Source organism: Saccharothrix syringae (assembly GCF_009498035.1).
GTDB lineage: Bacteria > Actinomycetota > Actinomycetes > Mycobacteriales > Pseudonocardiaceae > Actinosynnema > Actinosynnema syringae.
The window spans coordinates 1,201,575-1,222,762 of record NZ_CP034550.1; the positions used below are offsets into that span (position 1 = coordinate 1,201,575).

Sequence of the window (21,188 nt, forward strand, 5' to 3'; positions counted from 1 at the left end):
CCAGCAAGCCTGACCAGCAAGCCTGACCAGCAAGCCTGACCGGCGAAACCGACCAGCGGAACCGCCTAGCTGCTCCACCTCGTGCTGGCTCCCGCCGTGACGTCCAGGACCGTGCCGGAGACGTAGCGGGCGCGCGGCGAGGCGAGGAACGCGATCGACTCGGCCACGTCCTCTGGCTCGATCAGGCCGACCGGCTGCGTGTTGTACGTGCGCAGCGAGCGCTCCAGGTCGTCGACCGTCGTGCCGCCCGCCCACCGGTAGGTGGCCTCGTTGAGCACCATCGCGGTGCGCGTGCCGGTCGGCGCGACGCCGCTGACCCGCACGCCGGCCGGCCCGACCTCGGTCGCCAGGGCCTTGACCAGGCCGATCACGCCCCACTTGGCGGCCTGGTAGTGCGGCAGCAGCGGCGCGCCGTGGCGGCCCTCGCTGGAGGACACCACGACGACCGACCCGCTCTTCCGCGCCACCATGTGCGGCACGACCGCGCGCATGGTGTTGGCCACGCCGACGAGGTTGACGTCGAGGACGTCGGCGAACTGGCGCGGTGACATGTCGGCCATCGAGTTGTAGCTGCAGATGCCCGCGTTGGCGACGGCGACGTCGAGCCGCCCGTGCTCGCGCACGACCTGCCGGGCGACCTCCTGCATCCGCGCCGCGTCCCGCACGTCGGCCTTGACGGCCGTGGCGCGCCGGCCGAGCGCGCGGACCCCGCGCACGGTCTCGTCGAGCTCCGCCTCGCTGCCGAGCGGGTAGTCCAGCGCGATCGCGCGGGGGGAGGCGATGTCGAGCGCCACCACGTGCGCGCCCGCGCGGGCCAGCGCCAGGCACGTGGCCCGGCCGATGCCCCGGGCCGCACCGGTCACCAGGGCGACCTGCCCGCGCAGGTCGCCGCCCTTGTCGCCCTCGGGGGCGGCCTGGGCGCCACCGGCGCCCGCCACGACACCCGCCGCCGCGCCGGCGCCCGCCAGCAGCGCCCGCCTGCTCACCCCGGCCTGTTCCCTGGCCTGTTCCGTCATGGGCACGATCGTGGTGAGCGGGCCCGCGCGGTGTCCAAGACCCGCGACGATGCCGTTTGGTAATGGCTCCCGTGCACCCGGTCAAGTCCGACCAGTCGCGCACCGCGCCTTGTCGCCCGTCGCCGACCGCTAGTTGACTGGACCTCGTTCCCGGGCACGTCGTCCCGAACCACCTTGTCGCACAAGGGGAATCGGCCGTGCCCAGAAACCCACCCTAGGAGAGATCCATGAGTGACGCGGTGCGCACGCTGCTGCTCAACGCGGTCCGGCGGGACGACGTGGCCGAGGTGCGCGGCCTGCTGCGCAACGGCGTCGACCTCAACTGGCGCGGCTCGGACGGCCTCACGCCGCTGATGGTCGCCGCCGGCAAGGGCAACGCCGACCTGGTGCGGCTGCTCCTCGACGCCGGCGCCGACGTCTACACCACCGACAGCGCCGCCGGCGGCACCGCCCTGCACAAGGCGGTCCAGGGCGGTGACCTGGAGACGGTGAAGGTGCTGGTGGAGGCCGGTGCGTTCATCGACGCGGTGGCCGTGACCACCGGTCACACGCCGCTGCTGGACGCGTTCTGGTACAAGCACCCGGACGTCGTCGGCTACCTGCTGGACCTGAACGCGGGGCTGAACCTGGCCACGCACTACGGGTTCTCGATGCGCGACCACTTCGAGTACGCGATCAACGTCAACACCCTCGGCCGGGAGAAGCTGCTGGCCGCGGAGGCGTTGCTGAAGCGGCGCATCGAGGCCGACGAGCGCGCGGTGGAGCGGCAGAAGCTGATGGCCGCCACCGCCGCGGGCGACCTGATCGGCGTGCAGGTGCTGCTGGCCAACGGCGCGGAGGTCGACGCGCGCTACCCCGTGCTCAACGGCTTCAACGACCTGCACACCCCGCTGCTGGTCGCCTCCCGCGACGGGCACGTGGAGATCGTGCGGGCGCTGATCGCGGCGGGCGCGGACGTCAACGCGACCGAGCCGACGTTCGGGGCGGTGCCGCTGCACAAGGCCGTCTACAACGGACACGCCGAGATCACGCAGATCCTCGTCGACACCCCCGGCACGGACATCGACTTCCAGGGCTCGACGAACGGCTACACCCCCCTGCACGACGCCCTGTGGCACGGCTTCGAGGACTGCGCCCGCATCCTCGTCCGGGCCGGTGCCCGCCTGGACCTGGTCGGCCACGACGGCAAGACCCCGCTGGAGATGGCGGTGGACGTCTTCGGCCCCGACCACGACCTGACCAACACCATCCGCAACACCTGACCCCGCGCGAGTCGAACCCCCACGACCCGCGTGTCGAACCTCCAGGACCCCCGAGTTCGACATTCGGGACCGGAGGACCAGGTGCCTGCCCGCGCCGGAGTGTTCAACACGAGGGGGCTGAACGTTGAACACGGGGGGCTTGAGGGTTCGACACGAGGGGTCTGGAGGGTTCGACTCGCGCGAATTCGGAGGAGAAGAGAGATGTTGTTTTACTGCCAGATGCGGTGGAACCACGAGGGCCGCATCAGCTTGGACGAGCTGTGGGAGATCGAGGAGGAGGAGACCCGCCACGCCGAGGAGACGCTGAGCTCCGGCTACTGCATCGGCTTGTGGAAGGTGGCCGGGCAGAAGCGGGTCATCGCGGTGGTGGACGCGGAGTCCGCCGAGGAGCTCGACCGGTCGGTGTTCCGCCTGCCGATGCGCGAGTACCTGGAGTTCGAGGTCATCTGGCCGCTGCGCGACTACCTCGGTTTCGCCGAGGACGTGGCCAACCGCTACCGGCCGGCCGAGGACCCCGCCGGGGCGACCGGGGGCAGCCGGTGATCCACCAGTTGATCTTCGCCTACCCCAGGCCGGGGATGAGCGAGGAGGAGTTCCACCGCTACTGGGTGGAGGAGCACGCCGTCCGCTACGCGAGCCGGATCCCGCAGATCCGGCAGTACGCGGTGGACACCCGCGTCGAGCTGGGCCTGGACGGGCCGGAGCCGCTGTGGTCCGGGGTCGCCGAGATCTGGCTGGCCAACGAGGAGGAGCAGCTCGCCTCGCTCCAGACGCCGGAGTTCCTGGAGGGCGCGCGGCTGGACGAGCCGCGGTGGGCGGCGTTCTGGCGGACGCTGGTCCTCGACACCGACGCGCACGTGGTCGTGCCGGGTCCGCCGCAGCGCGCCGACCGGCCGGGCACCAAGCTGTTCGTGCTGGTCAAGCGCCGCGAGGGGATGCCGCTCACGGAGTTCCGCCAGTACAGCCGGGACGCCCACGCGCCGCTGATGGCCAAGGTCCCCGGCCTGCGCCGCTACTACCAGAACCACACCCGCGACGGCGCCTACGGCGTCGGCGAGGCGACGCTCGACTGCGCCTTCCAGCTGTGGTTCGACGACGCGGCCGCCCTGCGCCGGGCGATGCGCACGCCCGAGTTCCAGCGCGCCATGGCCGACCTGGCCACGTTCACCGAACCCCGGTACGTGCACACCCTCGCGGTCCGCGAGAACTGGGTCATCGGCCCGTCCGAGAACGTCATCTAGTCAACTCGGCGATATCGTCCGGCGATTCTCGCCAAACCAACCGGAAAACGGTTGGATGAGAAGTGCAAGCCCCGTTGGAAACCTCTTTAGGGAGAACTGTGACCAAGCGAATTTTGGTCGTGCTTTCCGAGTACGGTTATTGGGGTGAGGAACTGGTCGGCCCGGTCGAGGCGTTCGACGCCGCGGGCTACCGCACCACCTTCCTCACGCCCACCGGCAAGCGGCCCCAGGCCCTGCCGCCGAGCCTGGACCCCGAGTACCTCGACCCGCCGCTGGGCCGCTCGGTCACCACGCCCGACATGGCCCGCCGCGCCCGTGAGCTGGACGCTTCGCCCCGCCTGGACAACCCGCTGAGCCTGGCCGACCTCGTCCCCGAGCGGCCCTACTACAGCGCGGTCAACCACCTGCGCGAGGTGGAGGAGTACCACCGCCGGCTCGACGGCGCGATCGCCGACCTGGTCGGCAGCTTCGACGCCCTGGTGCTCGTCGGCGGTTCCGGCCCGATCGTCGACATGGCGAACAACGAGCGCCTGCACGAGCTGGTGATCGGTTTCGTGAACGCCGACAAGCCCATTCTCGCGGAGTGCTACGGCGTCGCGGTGCTGGCTTTCGCGCGGGACCTGGAGAACCGCGCCAGCATCATCCAGAACAAGCACGTGACCGGGCACCCGAAGGAGTACGACTACAAGGACGGCACCGGTTTCATGGGTGTCGAGTTCAACATGGGCCCGCCGCCGTACCCGCTGGAGTACATCCTGCGCGACGCGACCGGCCCGGTCGGCCGCTTCCACGGCAACGTCGGCAAGGAGACCTCGGTCATCGTCGACTACCCCTTCATCACCGCGCGGTCCACCCCGGACTCCGTGCCGGCGGGCGAGCTGCTCGTGCGGGTGCTGGAGCAGGGCCTGCGCCGGTTCGGCTGGTAGGAGGGGACCACCCATGAACGGCAGGCCGGGAAAGGTCGCCATCTTCGAGCAGTTCGCGGCCGACGGCATCAGGCACATGTTCGGCAACCCGGGGACCGTCGAGCAGGGTTTCCTGGACGCGGGGGGCGAGTTCGACGTCGAGTACCTGCTGGCGCTGCACGAGGGCGTCGCGGTGGGCATGGCCGACGGCTACGCCCGGGCCGCGCAGCGACCCGCCCTGGTCCAGCTGCACAGCGGGGTCGGGCTGGGCAACGGCATCGGCATGCTCTACCAGGCCAAGCGGGGCGGTTCGCCGCTGGTCGTGCTGGTGGGCGAGGCGGGCATCCGCTACGACGCCATGGACGGGCAGATGGCGGCCGACCTGGTCGCCATGGCCGAGCCGGTCACGAAGTACGCGACGCGGGTGCTCGACCCGTCGTCGACGCTGCGGGTGCTGCGCCGCGCGGTGAAGATCGCCATGACGCCGCCGCGCGGCCCGGTGCTGGTCGTCGTCCCGGCCGACGTGCTGGACGAGATCACCACCGAGCCCGCGTTCCCCACCCCGATCCCCAACACCCGGGTGGTCCCGGAGACCCCGCTGGTGGCCGAGGCCGCCGCCGCGCTGCTGGCCGGCGAGCGCCGGCTGGTGCTGATGGGCGACGGCGTCGCCACCAGCGGGGCGCAGCGCGAGCTGACCGCCGTGGCCGAGGCGCTCGGCGCGCGGGTGTGGGGGGTGAACTCCTCGGAGTTCAACTTCGACGCCACGCACCCGCTCTACGGCGGTCAGCTCGGGCACATGTTCGGCGCGGACAGCGCCCGCGTGGTCGCCGAGGCGGACTCGGTGCTCATCGTCGGCACCTACGTGTTCCCCGAGGTGTTCCCGAGCCTGGACAACCCGTTCAAGCCGGGCGCGCGGATCGTGCACGTCGACCTGGACGCCTACGAGATCGCCAAGAACCACCCGGTGGACGTGGGCATCGTGGCCGACCCGAAGCCCACCCTGGCCGCCCTGGCCAGGGAGCTGCTCCGCCACGGCCCGGCCACCGCGCCGGCGCCCGCGCGGCCCCGCCCGGTGCACCCCGAGCCCCCGCTGGCCGAGGACACCGTGCTGGACCGGTTCGTGCGGCGGCTGGCCCGCCGCGCCCCGGAGGACCTGGTGGTGTTCGACGAGGCGCTGACCGCGTCGGCGCCGCTGGCCAGGCACCTGCCGCCGCAGCAGCCCGGCCGGTTCTTCCAGACCCGCGGCGGCTCGCTGGGCGTGGGCATCCCCGGCGCGCTGGGCATCAAGCTGGCCCGCCCCGAGCTGCCGGTGGTGGCGTTCACCGGCGACGGCGGCTCGATGTACACGTTCCAGGCGCTGTGGACCGCGGCCCGGTACGGCATCGGCGCCAAGTTCGTCATCTGCAACAACCGCCGCTACCACCTGCTGGACCTGAACATCGAGCAGTACTGGCGGGAGCGCGGGATCTCCCCGCACGCCTTCCCGGCCGCGTTCGACCTGTCCGACCCGGACATCGGGTTCACCGGGCTGGCCGCGGCGCTGGGCGTGCCGGGGCAGCGGGTGGAGAAGCTGTACGAGGTGGACACCGCCGTGGAGGCCATGCTCGCCCACGACGGCCCCTACCTCGTCGACCTGGTCATCGACTGAGGAGGCAGGAGCTGTGACTGGGGGAGCCGGTGACCGGATCACCGAGTCGGCCGTGCGCGGCCTGGTGCGCGACTGGTTCGCCGCGCTGGACCGGCACGACGAGGTCGAGGTGCTGCTGGACCTGCTGACGGAGGCGGGCCTGGTGATGCACCTGCCGCAGCGCACGGTGCGCGACCACGACGACTTCCGCGCGTGGTACCGGGAGACCACCAGCACCTACTTCGACGAGGTGCACGACGTGCTCGACGCGAAGGTGACGGCCACGTCGCCGCTGCACGCCGAGGTGGTGCTGCGGGTGAACTGGCAGTCCCGGATGTGGGCGCCGCCCGCGCCGAGCAGCGCGTGGGTCGGCGTCACCTCGAAGGAGACGTGGTCGGTCGTGCTGCGGGACGGCCGCCCGAGGATCCGCACCTACACCGTCGGGGGCCTGACCCCCATGCCGGGATCCGCCGCCCCGCGCGCGACCGGGGACGCCCCGCAGGGCGCCGCGGCGTAGCAGGCGTCGATCCCCCCGCCGCCGGTCGCGTCGCGGGAACGCGACCGGCGGCCCGCGCCCGGTCCCGGTGGGGCGGCGAACCCACCGGGACCGGGCGCCACCCGGGCCCACCCGGGGCCCACCCACGAGGCCCACCCGGGGCCGATCCACGAGGCCCACCCGAGGCCGACCGCGAGCGGAGACGAGGAAATGACCCAGACCACGGAAGTGCCGGGCACCACCGGCAGGCTCCAGGGCAGGCGCATCGGCATCCTGATGGAGAGCGACTACGTCGAGGAGGAGATCGCCTACTACCGGATGCGCTTCGCCGAGGAGGGCGCGCAGGTCGAGCTGCTGACCCGGCTGTGGGGCAGCGACTCGCTCACCTTCACCGGGCACGAGCAGCGCGCCCCGATCGAGGTGTCCGGCGACCTGGAGAAGCTGGACTACGACGAGCTGTCCCGGCTGTCCGCGCTGATCGTGCCCTCGGGCATGGTCGCGGACCGGCTGCGCTACACCGACGACGTGACCAGGCCCGCGCCCGCGGTGGAGGTGATGCGGCGGGCGTTCCGCCTGCCGAACCTGGTCAAGGCGTTCTCCTGCCACGGGCTGCTGCTGCTCTCGGCGGTGCCGGAGCTGGTCCGCGGCAGGTCGGTGACCTGCCACAACAACCTCGTCGGCGACGTGCGCAACATGGGCGCGGTCTACACCGGCCGCGACGTGGTGGTGGACGGCGACCTGGTCACCTCCCGCACGGTCGAGCAGTGCAACCTGCTGGCCCGCACGGTGATCGACATGCTGGCGGCCAGGGGCAACGGTGGCCGCTGAGCACACCGCCGTCCCCCACTCCTACTCCGACACCACCGCGGGCCGCGTCCGCTCGTTCACCGGCGACGCCCTCGTGCTGCGCACGCTCGACGGCCGCGACGTCGCCCTGCACCTGACCGGCACCACGTCCGCGCAGGTCGTGCGCAACCTCGGCGAGCCGTACCGGGACGCCACCGGTCGGCTCGCCGAGCTGCTGCGGCCGGACCGGCTGGTGTTCGCCCACGGCCCGGTCTACCGGGACGGCCGCCACCAGGCGGCGCAGCTGCTGCTGGTGGGCGACGAGACCGAGGAGCACGTGTTCGAGCGGCCCGGGTGGTGGGTCGACCAGCTGCGCGAGCTGGCCCGGTTCTACCGGCGCGCCCAGTTCGGCGCCGGCGAGGTCGACTACGCCGACTACCGCACCGAGATCCGGCTGGGCGGCGACAAGGGCGGCCGGCACGTCCAGGAGACCGACACGATCTCCCGCCTGGTCTACGGCATGGCGTCGGCGTACATGCTGACCGGCGACGAGGACTTCCTGACCGTCGCCGACCGCGGCTCGGCCTACCTGCGCGAGCACATGCGGTTCGTCGACCGGGACCTGGGCGTCACCTACTGGTACCACGGCGTCGACGTGGACGGCGGGCGCGAGCGCAAGCTGTTCACCTCCGAGTTCGACGACGACTACCGCGCCATCCCCGCCTACGAGCAGATCTACGCCCTGGCGGGCCTGGTGCAGAACTACCGCGTCACCGGCGACCCGGCGATCAAGGCCGACGTCGACGGCACCATGCGGCTGTTCGAGCGGTTCTTCGCCGACCCGGTGCGCGGCGGCTACTGGTCGCACGTGGACCCGGTGGACCTGAGCCCGCACGCCGCGTCGCTGGGGCCGAACAGGGCGCGCAAGAACTGGAACTCCGTGGGCGACCACGCGCCCGCCTACCTGTTCAACCTGTACCTCGCCACGGGCGACGAGCGGCACCTGGACATGTTGGAGCACACCTTCGACATGATCGTGGCGCACTTCCCCGACCGCGGCACGCCGTTCGTGCAGGAGCGCTTCCACGGCGACTGGACGCCGGACCGCGAGTGGGGCTGGCAGCAGGACCGGGCCGTGGTGGGGCACAACCTCAAGATCGCCTGGAACCTGACCCGGATGAACGCGGTGCGCGCCAAGTACGACTACGCGCGCCTGGCCGAGACCCTGGCGCGCACCATGCCGGACGTGGGCCGCGACGGGCAGCGGGGCGGCTGGTACGACCTGGTGCAGCGGCAGCCGCCGCACGACTTCGTGTGGCACGACCGCAAGGCGTGGTGGCAGCAGGAGCAGGCGATCCTGGCCTACCTGGTGCTGGCCGGGCACCGGCGCTCGCCGGAGTTCCTGGCGCACGGCCGGGAGGCGGCGGCGTTCTACAACGCGTTCTTCCTCGACCACGACGAGGGCGGCGTGTACTTCAACGTGCTCAACAACGGCATCCCGTACCTGGTGGGCACCGAGCGGCTCAAGGGCAGCCACTCCATGTCGATGTACCACTCGGCGGAGCTGTGCTACCTGGCCACCGCCTACACCGGCCTGCTGGTGCGCGGCGAGCCGCTGGAGCTGTGGTTCAAGCCCCGCCCCGACGCCGACTTCCCGGGCCGGCTGCTGCGGGTCGCGCCCGACGTGCTGCCCGCGGGCCGGGTGCGGCTGGACGGGGTCCTGGTCGACGGCGAGCCGTACCGCGACTTCGACGCCGGGGCCATGGCGGTCCGGCTGCCCGACAGCGCGTCGGCGGTGACCGTGCGGGCGCGGCTGGTCCCGGTGGAGGGGGCATGACGGCGACCCCGGAGCGGTGGGTCGACGGGTTCCGGGTGGCGCCCGCCCCGCCGCTGCCGCTGGGCTCCACCGCCGTCGCGCGGGGCATCTGCTTCGCGGTCGCCTCCGGCACGGCCCGGCGCATGACCCTGGTGCTGCTGGACCCCGAGCACGGCGACGTGGTCGCCGAGCTGCCGTTCCCCGAGGAGTACCGGGTCGGCGACGTGTGGGCGATGACCGTGCTGGGGCTGGACCCGGACCTGGTGCACTACGCGTACCGGGTGGACGACGGCGACGCGCTGCTGCTCGACCCGCGCGCCCGGCGCATCGCCGGCGGCGAGGAGTGGGGCAGGCGGCCCCGGTACCGGTCGGCGGTCGTGCCGCCGGACGACTTCGACTGGGGCGACGACCGGGCGCCGCGCATCCCAGCGGCGGACCTGGTGGTCTACGAGCTGAACGTGCGCGGCTACACCCGGCACCCCTCGTCCGGGGTGGCGGCGCCCGGCACGTTCGCGGGCCTGCGGGAGAAGGTGCCGCACCTGCGGGAGCTGGGCGTGAACTGCGTGGAGCTGATGCCGGTCTTCGAGTTCGACGAGACCGACGTGGCGGGCGCGCCCGACCGGCTCAACACCTGGGGCTACCACCCGGTGGGCTTCTTCGCGCCCAAGGCGTCCTACGGTTCGCCGCGCGAGCTGAAGGAGCTGGTGCGCGACCTGCACGCGGCGGGCATCGAGGTGGTGCTCGACGTGGTGTTCAACCACACCGGCGAGGGCGACCACCGCGGGCCGACGCAGTCGTTCCGCGGCCTGGACAACGGGGTGTACTACCTGCTCACCCCGGACGGCGACCACTACAACTTCAGCGGCACCGGCAACACGCTCAACTGCAACCACCCCGTGGTGCGCGAGCTGATCGCGGACAGCCTGCGGCACTGGGCGCTGGAGTACCGGGTGGACGGGTTCCGGTTCGACCTGGCCTCGGTGCTGACCCGCGGCCCCGACGGCGCGCCGCTGCCGAACCCGCCGCTGCTGGAGGCGCTGGCCCGCGACCCGGTGCTGGCCGACCGCAAGCTGATCGCCGAGGCGTGGGACGCGGGCGGCCTGTACCAGGTGGGCTCGTTCCCGTCCTACGGCCGGTGGATGGAGTGGAACGGGCAGTACCGCGACGCGCTGCGCCGGTTCCTGGTGGCCCGGCCGGGCAGCGCCGCCGCGCTGGCGGGCAGGCTGATCGGCTCGCCCGACCTCTACGCCGGGCGCGGCACCGGGGCGTCGGTGAACTTCGTGACCTGCCACGACGGGTTCACCCTGGCCGACCTGGTGTCCTACGACCACAAGCACAACGAGGCCAACGGCGAGGACAACCGGGACGGCCACGACGCCAACGAGAGCTGGAACTGCGGCGTCGAGGGACCCACGGACGACCCCGGGGTGCTGGCGCTGCGGCAGCGGCAGGCGCGCAACGCGCTGACGCTGCTGATGGTGAGCAACGGCGTGCCGATGCTGCTGGCGGGCGACGAGTTCGGTCGCACCCAGCGGGGCAACAACAACGCCTACTGCCAGGACAACGAGATCACCTGGGTGGACTGGGAGCTGGCCGGGCGCAACCGGGACCTGGTGGCGTTCGTGGCCTGGCTGACGCGCTTCCGCGCGCGGCACCCCGTGCTGCGGCGGGCCGGGCACCCCGGCGGCCAGGACGTGCCCGGGTGGCAATACCCCGCGGTGAGCTGGCACGGCGCGCGGCCGTTCGAGCCGGACTGGTCGCCGGACTCGCGGCTGGTGGCCGTGCTGCTGCACGAGGAGGGCGTGGACTCGGTGTTCGTGGTGGCCAACACCGACCCGGCGGCGGTGGAGGTCGTGCTGCCGGAGGCGCCCGGTGGCACGGCGTGGCACGTCGCCGCGGACACCGCCACGGGCCGGTTCGGCGACGGCGGGGACCGGCGCGACGCGCTCGTGGTGGCCGGGAAGTCGGTGGTGGTGCTGGAGGCGCTGCCGCAGGTGGTCGTGAGCGGAGGAGGACAGCGGTGAGCTTCGAGGCGTACCTGGGGTTCAACGGCCGGACCGGGACCGTCTACCTGACCGGTGAGCTGGACGCGGGCACCGCGCCGGTGTTCCGGTCGCTGGTGGAGCAGGCGGCGCAGCGGCCGCTGGAGCGGCTGGTGCTGGACCTGACCGGGCTGGCGTCGATGTCGTCGGCGGGCGTGCGCTGCCTGGCGTTCGCGCAGCAGCAGCTGCCGCCGTCGGCGGCGATCATCGTCGTGGGCGCGCGGCCGGAGGTGGTGGAGGTGATCCGGCTGGCCGGGTTCGACCGGGCGGTCACCATCGCCGAGCGCACGATTTGACCGAAATGGCCAGAGGACCGATAGGGAAATAATTAACGGGCGCGCGGGCGCGCCGGCGAACCCCTGCCGGGTAATCGGTTCACGTGAACCGCTCGCCAACGCAGGGTAATGCCGGCGTGCCCGCGTCGTGTGGAATGCGGCACGTCTACCGGCGCAGCCGGCATCGATTCCGAGCGGCACGGGACGACCGCGGGCCAAGAGCTTGAATCTTCAACTTGATCACGCTCCGTCTAGGGCGTGGTGACCCAGGTACACCCGGATGTACGCAGTGGGCGTCCGCCGGGTGGACCTGTCTTTTCGCTACTCCGTGTGATCGACCGGACGCGGCAGGCGGTTCGCCGATCCGCCCTTCTTCCTGCTGGCAAGGGCGCGGGGGACGGTGTCGAACGACCTCCGCAAGCCCGCCTCTACAGAGGGTGAGCATGGGCGGCGCGCAGGATAACTATTCAACGATAGCGCTTGCGTTTCGACCTCACGAGATCGTCCCGACTTGAGTCGGAGCGACTTGCCGCGCGCGTTCCCCATATGGAGTATCAATTGGGTACGGTTTGTACCAGTTTCGGGGGTCAACGGTGGTCGAGAGCAGTCTTCGCACTGGTCTTTCGCTTGCCAAGAATGATGAGGTGGCACGCTTCGCGCACGACAAGTTCAGCTCCCTTCCGCGCTCTGACCAGCGCAGATGGGCTGAGGTGTATCTCCGGGGGCTGTTGCTTGGACATGGTCGGAAGTCTGTCCGCAGAATTGCGGAGGAGGTGCTCAGGTTACCGGTTTCACAGTCGCTCCAGCAGTTCATCAACCAAAGTCCCTGGGACTGGCGGGAAGTACGGTCCCGAATTGCCGGGGAAGTCGACGGGTTGCTCTCGCCCAGGGCGTGGGTGATCGCCGAGACGACTATTCCGAAAAGGGGCGACCACTCGGTCGGCGTGGAACGCAGGTTCGTGCCGAGCGAAGGTCGCGCGATCAATTGCCAGTTGGGCACCGGGCTGTTCCTGGCCGCGGAAGCGGCGAGCATCCCGGTGAACTGGCGCATCCAGCTCACCCGGCGGTGGACCGATGACCCGTGCCGCCGCACCCGGACCTACATCCCCGACGGGGTCGAGGCGCTGCCCGCGTGGCGGTACGCGCTCGACCTGGTCGAGGAGGTCGGTGAGTGGGGCGTCCCGCGGGCGCCCGTGGTCGGCGACCTGCGGCACGCCGCGGGTGCCAACCTGCTGATGGCGAAGCTGGCCGAACTGGGGGCGGACTTCGTCTTCGAGGTGCCCGACACGTTCGAGCTGGTGCCCGGTCCGCACCTCGCCGCCGTGCGCGGCGGCCTCGGCCCGCAGCGCGGGCCGAACCTGGTCCGCGCGCGCGACTGCCTGCGGGGCGCGGACATCAAGCACCGGCAGGTCGTCACCTGGGCGCCGGGCGTGGACGGCAAGCACCGCGCCACGCAGGCGCTGTCGGTGCCCGTGCGGCTGCCGTCCGACCCGGGCCGGCGCGGCGGCCCGGCGCTGCACCTGATCGGCACCACGCGGCAGGACGGCCGGGTGAAGCTCTGGCTGACCAACCGCACCGACCTCCGCGCGGCGGAGGTCATCTCACTGGGGGCACTCGTCGACCGGACCGCGTCCGACCTGCTGGACCTGCGGGCGCACTACGGTCTGCTGGACTTCGAAGGCCGGTCCTACCGGGGTTGGCACCACCACATGACGCTCGTCTCCGCGGCGTACACCTTCGCCAAGCGCAGCGCGGTGCTCGGCCGGCGGGAGCGGCAGCTGTCCTGATGCGCGCGCACGCCTCAACGGCGAGGTGTGCGTCCGCGCCGGGGAGGGCCGGGCGCGCCGGCGGGTCGCGACGCCGCCGGCGGGGAGCCCTCCGGCTGCCCGGCAGGTCCGGGTGCCCGTCGGGGTTCCGGGGCGCCGGGGTCCGCCGGTCCGGGCCCGCCGCGTCAGGTGCCCCGCGTCAGACCCGGTTCTCCCGCGTCCGCCACAGCGCCAGCACGAAGTACGGCGTGCCCAGCAGCGCGATCACCAGCCCGGCGGGCACCTGGGCGGGCGAGATGACCGTGCGCCCGATGGTGTCCGCGAGGCTCACCAGCACCGCGCCGACCGCGGCCGCCACCGGGACGACCCGCCGGTGCCGCCCGCCGACCAGCGAGCGCGCCAGGTGCGGCGCCACCAGCCCGACGAACGCCACCACGCCGATCGCCGACACCGCCGTCGCCGCCAGCAGGCCGGCGCCCACCAGCACGGCCAGCCGCGAGCGCTCCACCCGCACCCCCAGCACGCGCGGCGTGTCCTCGTCGAGGCCGTGCAGGTCCAGTTCCCGGTGCCGCAGCCACAGCAGCGGCGTGACCACCGCCAGCGCCAGGGCCGTCGGCAGGACCTGCTCCAGGGTCCGCCCGTACGTGGAGCCGGACAGCCAGGTCAGGGCCTTCGCCGTGTTCCACGGGTCCGACACCACGATCAGCAGCGTGATCAGCGCCATCCCGGCCGACCACGTGGCGATGCCGATGACCACCAGCCGGTCCGGGTCGACGCCCGACCGCCACGCCAGCCCGTAGACCAGCGCGAACACCACGAACGCGCCCGCTCCCGCGGCACCGGCGACGGCCCACGCGCCCGCCACCGGCACGAGCGTGATCAACGAGATGGCGCCCAGGCCCGCGCCCGCCGTGATGCCCAGCAGCCCGGGTTCGGCCAGCGGGTTCCGGCTCACCGCCTGGATGCCGCACCCGGCCACCGCCAGCGCGGCGCCCGCCGCCAGCGCCGCGAGCACCCGCGGCAGCCGCTGGTCGAGCACGAACGTCAGCGCGGTGCCGGTGCGCCCGGACAGCCAGTTCGCCAGGTCGCCCAGCAGCACCACCCGGTCGCCCAGCATCAGGCCCGCGACCGGCGCCGCCACGACGAGCACGGCGAGCGCGCCCGCGACCGCCACGAGCCGGCGCCGCGACCCGGCCACCCCGACCCGCCCGGCGGGCGCCTGGCGCGGCGTCCCGCTCGACCGGCCGCGCCGCGCCAGCCACACCAGCACGACCGCGCCGAGGAGCGTGGTCATCACGCCGGTGGGCACCCGCACCGCCGCGGCCGACCCCATGACCGCCCGCAGCAGCACGTCCGCGCCGAGCACGATCAGCACGCCGACCAGGCCGGACACCGGCAGCAGCAGCCGGTGCCCGCCGAGACCGGGCGCGAGCGGCACCAGCAGGCGCGTGATCACCGGCGCGCTCAGCCCGACGAAGCCGACGGGCCCGGCGACCGTCACCGCCGCGGCGGTCAGCGCCACCGTCAGCAGCACCGCGCCGACCCGCGTCCGCCGCACGTTCAGGCCCAGCACGGTCGCGTTGTCGTCGCCCAGGGCGAGGACGTCGAGCGACCGCCCCATGAACACCAGCCCCACCACCGCGATCACCACGACAGGTGTCACCTGACCGGTGGCGCGCAGGTCGCTGACGGTCAGCGAGCCGCTGCCCCAGGCGAACAGCCCGGTCGTCTCCTGCTCATACATGAGCAGCAGGAGCATGGTCACCGACTGCACCGCCAGCATCACCGCCGAGCCCACCAGCACCAGCCGCGGGCTCGTCGACCCGCCGCCGGACAGCCCGAGCACCGCCACGGCCGCGGCCAGGCCGCCGGCGAACGCCGCCGCGCCCGCGGGCAGCGCGGGCAGGGACACCCCGAACGCCGCGATCGCCACCACGGCGAAGTGCGCGCCCGCGTTCACGGCGAGCGTGTCCGGCGAGGCCAGCGGGTTGCGGGCCACCGACTGCATGCCCGCGCCCGCGACGCCGAGGGCGACGCCCAGCAGCAGCGCGGTCAGCAGGCGGGGGACGCGCGAGCCCTCCAGCACGGCGAGGGTCTGCGCGTCGCCGTCGCCGACGAGGGCGGCCAGCACGTCGAGCACGCCGGTGTCGGAGGTGCCCTGGGTGAGGTGGACGGCGGAGAGCAGGGCGATGGCCGCCACGATCCCCGCCGTCACGGCGGCGGTGCGCGGCATCAGGCGGTGACGGCCTTCACGACCTGCTCGGCGATGTGCACGACCGACCGGGGACCGCCGAAGGTCCACGTGCCGGGCGCCAGCTTGACCACCTTGCCGGAGGTCACGAACGGCAGCCGCTGCCACACCGGGTTCTGCGCGAGGCCGGTGGTGAACACGTCGTCCTCGGAGGCGCTGTAGAACAGGACGGTCTTCGGGTCGGTGATCGCGGTCATGCCCTCGACGTCGGTGGCGCCCAGGCCCCACTGCGGGTCGACCTCGCCCGTCCAGGCGTTCTCCAGGCCGACGGCCTCGGCGGTGTCGGAGACCAGCGAGCCCTTGCCGAACGGGCGGATGTTGACCGTGCTGCCCTCCAGCCAGCCGTCGGCGGCCACGAACGGCGTGCCCCCGGCGCCCTTGTCGGCCACGGCCTTCTTGCCGTCGGCGAGCGCCTTGTCCATCTCGGCCAGCAGCGCGTCGCCCTCGGAGGTCTTGCCGAGGGCCTTGGCGACCAGGCCGAGGTCGCCGCGCAGGCGGTCGAGGTTGCGGCTCGCGTCGCTGGCCTCGGTGACGATCACCGGGACGTACTTCTCCAGCTGGTCGGCCAGCGTGGCGTCGCGGCCCTCGGGCATGATCACCACGTCCGGGTCGAGCGCGACGATCGAGTCGACGCTGGGCTCGTTGCGCTTGCCGACGTCCTTGACGCTGTCGTCGAGCGGCGCCACCGAGTCCCACGCCTTGTAGCCGGTGGTGTCCGCGGCACCCACCGGCATGACACCCAGTGAGGCGACCATCTCGGTCTCGGCCCACTCCAGCGTGACGACCTTCTGCGCGGGCGCGTCGAGCTTGACCTCCTTGCCGCGGGCGTCGGTCACGGTGACCGGCCCGCCGGCGCTCTGCGCGGTCGGGGCGGTCGGCGCCTCGGTGGTGCCGCAGGCGGACAGCAGCACGGCCGCCGCGACGAGGGCAGGGGTGGACAAGCGCATGGCGCGCACCTCTTCCGGTTCGGGTCTTCGGGGGTTCAGGCGGTGGGTCGGGGCGTGTGGCGCCCGACGGGGCGGCAGTGGACCGCGCCGGTGACCGGGTCGTCGGCGACGTGCACGGTGATGCCGTAGGCGCGGGAGAGGTGCTCGGCGGTCAGCACGTCGCGCACCGCGCCCGCGGCGACCACGCGGCCCTCCGCCAGCAGGACCACCTCGTCCGCGACGACCGCGGCGTGGTCGAGGTCGTGCAGGACCACGCCGACCGCCACGCCGTGGTCGTTCGCCAGGTCGCGGACCACGTCCAGGACCTCGACCTGGTAGCGCAGGTCGAGGTGGTTGGTGGGTTCGTCGAGCAGCAGCACGGAGGTCTGCTGCGCCAGGCAGGAGGCGAGCCAGACGCGCTGCAGCTCGCCGCCGGACAGCTCGTCGACGCCCCGGTGCGCCATCGGCGCGACCCCGGTCAGCTCCATGGCGCGGGTGATGGCGGCGTTGCCCTCCAGGTCCACGCCGCGCCAGCCGGAGCGGTAGGGGTAGCGGCCGTAGGAGACGACGTCGCGGACCGAGACGCCCGACGGGGTGGGGCGCTGCTGGGTCAGCAGGGTGACGTTGCGGGCGAACTCCTTGCCGGACAGGGCGGCGTGGCCCCAGACCGCGCGGTCCCCGACGCGGATCCGGCCCTGCTTCGGCTTGTGGAGGCGGGCCAGGGAGCGCAGCACGGTGGACTTGCCGGAGCCGTTGGGGCCGACGAGCGCGGTCACCGCGCCGGCGCGCAGGTGCAGCGAGACGTCTTCCACGACGGTGCGGTCGTGGTGCGCGAGGACCAGGCCGTCACCGGCCAGCAGCGCCTCTCCCTTGGACATGAAGGGGAGCCTAACCTAAGCCGTGGGTTCACCCGTATGGGTGCGATCTACCGCACTTTTCGGACGAGTCGATCTCGTGGCGGTGGTCGGCCCGGCCGCAGTGCCCCACGAGGTGCGCACGGGTGGGAAGCCGCGTCCGGACGCGGGTGGACCTGCGCGGCCCGCTCAACGCTCCCCGTACGGGGCCAACACCCACTTCGGGCCGCCGTCGGGTCCTTCGGCGAGCGAATAGCGCGGCCTGTCGCCCATGCCGGTGACGCGGTAGGGCTCGCCGTCGTTACCGTCGATCACGACGTCGGGGGACAACGTGAACTCGACGCGGTCGACCACGTCGCCGAAGTGGAGCGTGAACACCTCCGGCTCACCCCGGTTGACCTGGTACGGGAATCCGCCCTGCGATTCGCCGACCGCTTCTCCGGCCTCGGGCGGGAACGGCTCCACGCGCGACGGGGAGGTGTCCGGCTCGACCGAGAAGTTCCTGGGCGGCACGGGGGCGGTGTGCGCGCGACGATCTCGACGCCCATGCCCATGAGCAGGACTTCGCGGGCGCTGGGGTTCTGCAGGGTGGGTTCGACCTTGCCCGACGTGAGGGTCGCGTGCTTGTTCGTGCTCCACACTCGTTCGACGTCGATTCCGGTGGTGCCGCCTTCAACGTGCCGTGGGCGGCAGCCGGTGTGCAGCAGTTGCGCGGAGGAGCCGAGGGTCTTCTTCGGCGACCGCCCTGCCCGCTTCCCGGGCCGGCGGTGTGTCGACCGCCGTGACCAGCACCGCGGCGATGACCGCCAACGGCGAGGTCGCCGCTGTCACCGCCGCCCGTCCGGGTGATCGGGTCGACGACCGCGTAGTGGTGTTGACGTCGCCGTGGACGTCGCGGCCTTGGAACGCCGTTTCCGTCGTTCCGGTGAACCGGTTGCCATGATTCCTGGATCGGTGCTGTCCGGTCACGTCGCACTCCGGGGGCCTGCAGCCGGACTCCTCCTCACATCGCCGCCCGGGACGACCTGTTGCGACTGCCATCACGGCCGAAGGACCGGGCTCACCCGCCGAAGTGCCGCCGCGTGTCCGCCACCAGCGAGCCGAACACCGCCGCGTTCACCCGGTCCCCGCCCCGCACCACCGGCTCCCACGCGAAGGTCCAGGTGAACCGGCACCCGCCGGCCGAGGGCTCCACCAGGTAGTCCTCCGCGAACCGCCGGAACACCGGCAGGTTCGCCGACTCCGCCCAGAACGACTGCCGCCCCCGCTCCCACCGGAAGAACCGCTCCCGCATCCGCAGCACCCCCAGCACCGACGCCCGCCGCGTCGTGCCGACCCCGAAGGGCCGGGGCGAGGTGTGCTCCACGGAGAGCAACCGGCACCACCACAGCGGGTTGGAGGCGGTCAGCCCGCGCCACACGCGTTCGGGTGACACGGGCAGCTCCAGCACGTACGCGCGGCGCCGGGGTGCCGTGGTGAAGAAGTCCTCGTCGACGGGCTGCAAGCGGGGCACGCCACCCAGTGTGCGACGGAAGGGGCCGGAGCACCGCTCCACGCGCAATGCGGACACCGGGAGCAGACCGCGTTGCGCCCGACGGGGGACGGGTGCGCTCGAACGTGTGGATCAGCGCCGCGGGGTATTGGCCCGCGCGGCCCGGCCCTGGTTGCGTACCCCTGGTACGCCCTGCCGACCGGAGAGGTGCGAGCCGATGCAGCCGTTCCAGTTGCCGGACTTCTACCTGCCCCACCCGGCGCGGCTGAACCCGAACCTCGAACGCGCGCGCGCCCACGCGAGGGCCTGGGCGCGCGACATGGACATGATCGACGTCCCGCAGCACGGCACCGTGATCTGGACCGGGCACGACCTCGACTCGCACGACTACGCCCTGCTCTGCGCCTACACCCACCCCGACGCCTCGGCCGACGACCTGGACCTGGTCACCGACTGGTACGTGTGGGTCTTCTACTTCGACGACCACTTCGTCGAGCTCTACAAGCGCAACCCCGACCTCGCGGGCGCCAAGGCGCACCTGGACCGGCTCCCGCTGTTCATGCCGGTCGACGGCGCCATCACCGAGGAGCCCGCCAACCCGGTCGAGAAGGGCCTCAAGGACCTCTGGGAGCGCACCGTCCCCGCCCACTCGCCCGACTGGCGCCGCCGGTTCGCCGAGAACACCGAGCACCTGCTCGACGAGTCGATGTGGGAGCTGCTCAACATCTCCGAGGGCCGCCTGGCCAACCCGGTCGAGTACGTCGAGATGCGCCGCAAGGTCGGCGGCGCGCCGTGGTCGGCGAACCTGGTCGAGCACGTCACCGGCATGGAGGTGCCCGCCCGCATCGCCCTGTCGCGGCCGATGGGCGTGCTGCGCGACACCTTCGCCGACGCCGTCCACCTGCGCAACGACCTGTTCTCCTACGAGCGCGAGGTGCTGGACGAGGGCGAGCTGAGCAACGGCGTGCTCGTGCTGGAGAAGTTCCTCGACATCCCCACCCAGGAGGCCGCCGAGGCGGTCAACGACCTGCTCACCTCGCGCCTGCACCAGTTCGAGCACACCGCGGTCACCGAGGTGCCGCCGCTGCTCGACGAGCACGGCGTGGACCCGGCGGGCCGGCTCGCCGTGCTCGCGTACGTCAAGGGCCTGCAGGACTGGCAGTCCGGCGGCCACGAGTGGCACGCCCGCTCCAGCCGCTACATGAACGAGGGCGCGGTCACCACCCCGGTGCTGGGCGGCCCCACCGGCCTGGGCACCTCGTCGCTGCGCTCGCTGGTCGCCACCGCGCCGCAGCGGCTGCGCGCCTTCACCCACGTGCCGTTCGAGCCGGTGCCGCCGATCCGGGTGCCCGACATGCGCATGCCCTACCCGACCAGGGTCAACCCGCACCGGCGGGCGGCGGGGGAGCACAGCCTGGAGTGGAGCCGGGACATGGGCTTCTTCGACGACGTGCCGCGCGTCTGGACCGAGGAGAAGGCCCGCGGCCACGACGTGGCGCTGTGCGCGGCGGTCATGGACCCGCGCGCCACGCGCGGGCAGCTCGACCTGTCCGCGGACTGGCTGGCCTGGCGCACCTACGGCGACGACTACTACCCGGCCGCGTTCGGCCGCACCCCGGACCCGGTCGCGGCGAAGGCCGCCACCGAGCGCCTGAAGCAGCTGATGCCGCTGGAGGGCGCGGCGCCCGTCACCCCGGTGACCCCGCTGGAGCGCGGCCTGGCCGACCTGTGGCGCCGCACCGCCGTCCGGCTGCCCCCGCCCCGCCGCGAGGAGCTGCGCGGGAACGTGTCCGCGATGCTGGACTCCTGGCTGTGGGAGCTGCACGGCCACCGGCTCAACCGCATCCCCGACCCGATCGACTACGTGGAGATGCGCCGTCACACGTTCGGGTCGAAGCTCACCATGGGCCTGACCGCGGCGGGCGGCGCGGCCGTGCCGCCGGAGGTCCTCCGCACCCGGACCGTGCGGAACCTGGAGAACGCCGCCGCCGACTACGGGTGGATGGTCAACGACCTGTTCTCCTACCGCAAGGAGGTCCAGTACGAGGGCGAGCTGCACAACCTCGTGCTGGTGGTGCGCAACTTCCTCGACGTCGACCTCGACCGCGCGCTGCAGGTGGTGCACGACCTCCAGACCGCGCGGATGCGGCAGTTCGAGCACGTCGTGGACGTCGAGCTGCCCGCCCTGGTCGCCGAACTCGGCCTGGACCGCAGGGCGCGCGAGGCCCTGTCCGGGTACGCCACCGCCCTCCAGGACTGGATGGCGGCGATGCTGGAGTGGCACCGCCGGACCTACCGCTACGGCGACGACGCCCTGGAGGAGCACCACCGGCCGCGGGTCGTCGCGCCCCCGTCGCTGCCCGGTCCCACCGGTCTCGGCACCGCGTCCACGCGCATCCTGGTGAACAAAGGGTGAAATAGAACTTAAGCAAT

The 21,188-nt window shown here is 72.6% G+C and carries 19 protein-coding genes; 13 read left to right on the top strand and 6 right to left on the bottom strand.

Annotation, left to right across the window (positions count from 1 at the left end; genetic code table 11):
- Positions 1-65: 65 nt before the first annotated feature.
- A complete protein-coding gene (locus tag EKG83_RS05630) occupies positions 66-1,016 on the bottom strand; it encodes a mycofactocin-coupled SDR family oxidoreductase (protein ID WP_051767007.1) in 951 nt (316 codons plus the stop codon).
- 227 nt (positions 1,017-1,243) lie between these two features.
- Between EKG83_RS05630 and EKG83_RS05635 the strand changes: the two genes are divergently transcribed.
- The 11 genes from EKG83_RS05635 (at position 1,244) to EKG83_RS05685 (ending at position 13,253) form a co-directional block, all read left to right on the top strand.
- Positions 1,244-2,278: an ankyrin repeat domain-containing protein gene (locus tag EKG83_RS05635; RefSeq protein WP_084717165.1), complete on the top strand. Its 1,035-nt coding sequence runs from the start codon at positions 1,244-1,246 to the stop codon at positions 2,276-2,278.
- Between the two features lie 201 nt (positions 2,279-2,479).
- Complete coding sequence (locus tag EKG83_RS05640) at positions 2,480-2,821, top strand: muconolactone Delta-isomerase family protein (RefSeq protein ID WP_051767009.1); 342 nt, start codon at positions 2,480-2,482, stop codon at positions 2,819-2,821.
- Positions 2,818-3,519, top strand: a complete 702-nt coding sequence (locus EKG83_RS05645) for an EthD domain-containing protein (protein WP_033435613.1) — start codon at positions 2,818-2,820, stop codon at positions 3,517-3,519. The genes EKG83_RS05640 and EKG83_RS05645 overlap by 4 nt, the downstream gene beginning before the upstream one ends.
- Before the next feature lie 119 nt (positions 3,520-3,638).
- Positions 3,639-4,445: a type 1 glutamine amidotransferase domain-containing protein gene (locus EKG83_RS05650; RefSeq protein ID WP_228122512.1), complete on the top strand. Its 807-nt coding sequence runs from the start codon at positions 3,639-3,641 to the stop codon at positions 4,443-4,445.
- A 13-nt stretch (positions 4,446-4,458) separates the two neighbouring features.
- Positions 4,459-6,072 (top strand): thiamine pyrophosphate-binding protein, encoded by a 1,614-nt coding sequence (locus EKG83_RS05655; RefSeq protein WP_033435615.1) that lies wholly within the window; start codon positions 4,459-4,461, stop codon positions 6,070-6,072.
- A 13-nt stretch (positions 6,073-6,085) separates the two neighbouring features.
- Positions 6,086-6,568, top strand: coding sequence for a Cif family virulence factor (locus EKG83_RS05660; RefSeq protein ID WP_051767010.1), 483 nt, complete (start codon positions 6,086-6,088; stop codon positions 6,566-6,568).
- 189 nt (positions 6,569-6,757) lie between these two features.
- Positions 6,758-7,375, top strand: a complete 618-nt coding sequence (locus EKG83_RS05665) for a DJ-1/PfpI family protein (protein ID WP_033435616.1) — start codon at positions 6,758-6,760, stop codon at positions 7,373-7,375.
- A complete protein-coding gene (locus EKG83_RS05670; RefSeq protein WP_033435617.1) occupies positions 7,365-9,170 on the top strand; it encodes an AGE family epimerase/isomerase in 1,806 nt (601 codons plus the stop codon). The genes EKG83_RS05665 and EKG83_RS05670 overlap by 11 nt, the downstream gene beginning before the upstream one ends.
- Positions 9,167-11,173, top strand: coding sequence for a glycogen debranching protein (locus EKG83_RS05675; protein ID WP_051767011.1), 2,007 nt, complete (start codon positions 9,167-9,169; stop codon positions 11,171-11,173). The genes EKG83_RS05670 and EKG83_RS05675 overlap by 4 nt, the downstream gene beginning before the upstream one ends.
- A complete protein-coding gene (locus tag EKG83_RS05680) occupies positions 11,170-11,487 on the top strand; it encodes an STAS domain-containing protein (RefSeq protein ID WP_033435618.1) in 318 nt (105 codons plus the stop codon). Before EKG83_RS05675 ends, EKG83_RS05680 begins: the two co-directional genes overlap by 4 nt.
- A 623-nt stretch (positions 11,488-12,110) precedes the next feature.
- Positions 12,111-13,253, top strand: a complete 1,143-nt coding sequence (locus tag EKG83_RS05685) for an IS701 family transposase (RefSeq protein ID WP_170191979.1) — start codon at positions 12,111-12,113, stop codon at positions 13,251-13,253.
- Between the two features lie 178 nt (positions 13,254-13,431).
- On the opposite strand, the gene EKG83_RS05690 is transcribed toward EKG83_RS05685, so the two are convergent.
- From EKG83_RS05690 to EKG83_RS05705, 4 genes are all read right to left on the bottom strand, one after another.
- The gene (locus EKG83_RS05690) at positions 13,432-15,465 is read right to left on the bottom strand and encodes an iron ABC transporter permease (protein ID WP_033435619.1); all 2,034 of its coding nucleotides are present in this window, start codon (positions 15,463-15,465) and stop codon (positions 13,432-13,434) included.
- The gene (locus tag EKG83_RS05695) at positions 15,465-16,430 is read right to left on the bottom strand and encodes an ABC transporter substrate-binding protein (RefSeq protein ID WP_033435620.1); all 966 of its coding nucleotides are present in this window, start codon (positions 16,428-16,430) and stop codon (positions 15,465-15,467) included. Before EKG83_RS05695 ends, EKG83_RS05690 begins: the two co-directional genes overlap by 1 nt.
- A gap of 35 nt (positions 16,431-16,465) precedes the next feature.
- Entirely contained in the window at positions 16,466-17,287 is an 822-nt protein-coding gene (locus EKG83_RS05700) for an ABC transporter ATP-binding protein (RefSeq protein ID WP_033435621.1), read from the bottom strand.
- A gap of 165 nt (positions 17,288-17,452) precedes the next feature.
- The gene (locus tag EKG83_RS05705) at positions 17,453-17,776 is read right to left on the bottom strand and encodes a hypothetical protein (protein WP_033435622.1); all 324 of its coding nucleotides are present in this window, start codon (positions 17,774-17,776) and stop codon (positions 17,453-17,455) included.
- Positions 17,777-18,044: 268 nt separating this feature from the next.
- Between EKG83_RS05705 and EKG83_RS05710 the strand changes: the two genes are divergently transcribed.
- A complete protein-coding gene (locus EKG83_RS05710) occupies positions 18,045-18,206 on the top strand; it encodes a hypothetical protein (RefSeq protein WP_153277898.1) in 162 nt (53 codons plus the stop codon).
- A gap of 117 nt (positions 18,207-18,323) precedes the next feature.
- Here the strand turns inward: EKG83_RS05710 and EKG83_RS05715 are convergent, their stop codons facing one another.
- Positions 18,324-18,776 carry an SRPBCC family protein gene (locus EKG83_RS05715; RefSeq protein ID WP_211269317.1) on the bottom strand — a complete coding sequence of 151 codons (453 nt, stop codon included), beginning with the start codon at positions 18,774-18,776 and terminating at the stop codon, positions 18,324-18,326.
- Positions 18,777-18,972: 196 nt separating this feature from the next.
- Between EKG83_RS05715 and EKG83_RS05720 the strand changes: the two genes are divergently transcribed.
- Entirely contained in the window at positions 18,973-21,171 is a 2,199-nt protein-coding gene (locus tag EKG83_RS05720; RefSeq protein WP_033435623.1) for a terpene synthase family protein, read from the top strand.
- The last annotated feature ends 17 nt before the right edge of the window (positions 21,172-21,188 follow it).